This is a genomic window from Marinobacter sp. UBA2498 (assembly GCF_002341575.1).
Classification (GTDB): Bacteria; Pseudomonadota; Gammaproteobacteria; order Pseudomonadales; family Oleiphilaceae; genus Marinobacter; species Marinobacter manganoxydans.
Genome location: NZ_DDOI01000006.1, coordinates 68,536 through 69,952 on the forward strand (window position 1 = coordinate 68,536; position 1,417 = coordinate 69,952).

1 protein-coding gene is annotated in these 1,417 nt (G+C 57.1%); it reads left to right on the top strand.

The features are described 5' to 3' along the window. Window positions 1-1,370 (top strand): multicopper oxidase family protein (locus B2W52_RS00655; RefSeq protein WP_286800985.1); only part of this gene is annotated, 1,370 nt, incomplete at its 5' end. Between the last annotated feature and the right edge of the window lie 47 nt (window positions 1,371-1,417).

The window sequence follows — 1,417 nt, forward strand, 5'->3', positions numbered from 1 at the left end:
GCCCGGGCGCCCCCAGTGAAGTGTGGCGCTATAGGGCGGAATTGCTGAAAGGTCCAAAAAACACAGTCTCCGAAAATCCGGACAGTTACCTCGGCCCAACGATCCGGCTACGCCGCGGCCAAACCGTCAAAATCCATATTCACAATGAGCTGCCAGAGGACACCACCGTCCACTGGCACGGACTTCACGTGCCGTCCGACGTAGACGGACAGCCAAGACTACCGATCCGCCCAGGCGAGACAATGACTGTTGGCTTCGAGGTATTGGACCGGGCCGGACTGTTCTGGTACCACTCTCATGCCCACGGCAAGCAAGGTGGTCGCGTAGGATTTCAAAGTTACGCAGGGTTGGCCGGACTCCTGATCGTTGAAGACGAGGAAGAAGCGGACCTCAAATTGCCGTCGGGCGATAACGAGCTGCTGCTGGTGCTTCAGGACCGCACCTTTGCTGGTAACAATGAACTGGTTTACATGGGCCGTGGCATGGGGTCCATGATGGACCGTATGCACGGTTTTCTGGGGGATAGAGTGCTGGCTAACGGGGCGCCTCCAACCACCCGCAAGGTTGCCACCCGCCCCTACAGAATTCGAGTCCTCAATGGGTCCAACGCCCGCATCTACAAACTGGCCTGGAGCGACGGGCGACCTGTCACCGTTATCGGTGCAGACGGCGGCCTTCTTCAGGAACCGGAAGACAGGCCTTACGCCGTGCTGGCTCCGGCTCAGCGGCTTGATATATGGGTCGATCTTTCCGAGTTCCAGCCGGGTGATACGCTGGAGCTTATCAGTGACCGTTTCCGGGCAGGCATGATGAGCGGAGGTATGATGGACGGAATGGGCATGATGGGCAGCAACGCCCTGCCCCTTGGCAGCCGATTCCCCTTGGCCAGGCTGGAGGTGTCCAAGTCATTAAAGGCCAGCGAACCTTTACCGGCACAGCTAGGTGTGCAGCGGCAAAAAATACCGGTAAACAGCAATACGCGAATCCGGTCGTTCGAGTTAAGCCCGGTGATGATGCGGGGATTTGCCATGAATGGCCGGCGGTTTGACGGAACGAATGTTGCTGATGACGAAAAAGTCCGCCTTGGTGACACGGAAATCTGGGAATTCCACAACAGCACACCGATGCCTCACCCGATGCATATTCATGGCTTGCAATTCAACGTTGTAGGGCGACGAGGCGGCAACTCGGACAGTCTACAGCAGGGCCTGGTAGACAGTGGCTGGCACGACACGGTTCTGGTTATGCCTCGTGAAACGGTTCAGGTGGCGATGAAATTCGAGCGCTTTGACGGCCTTTACATCTACCACTGTCATAACATGGAACATGAGGATGCAGGGATGATGCGCTATTTTCAGGTGCAAAGCTAAGCGCTACCAGTCTCCTTGGTCTGCTCAACCGTTGTCACCGAGCCCGA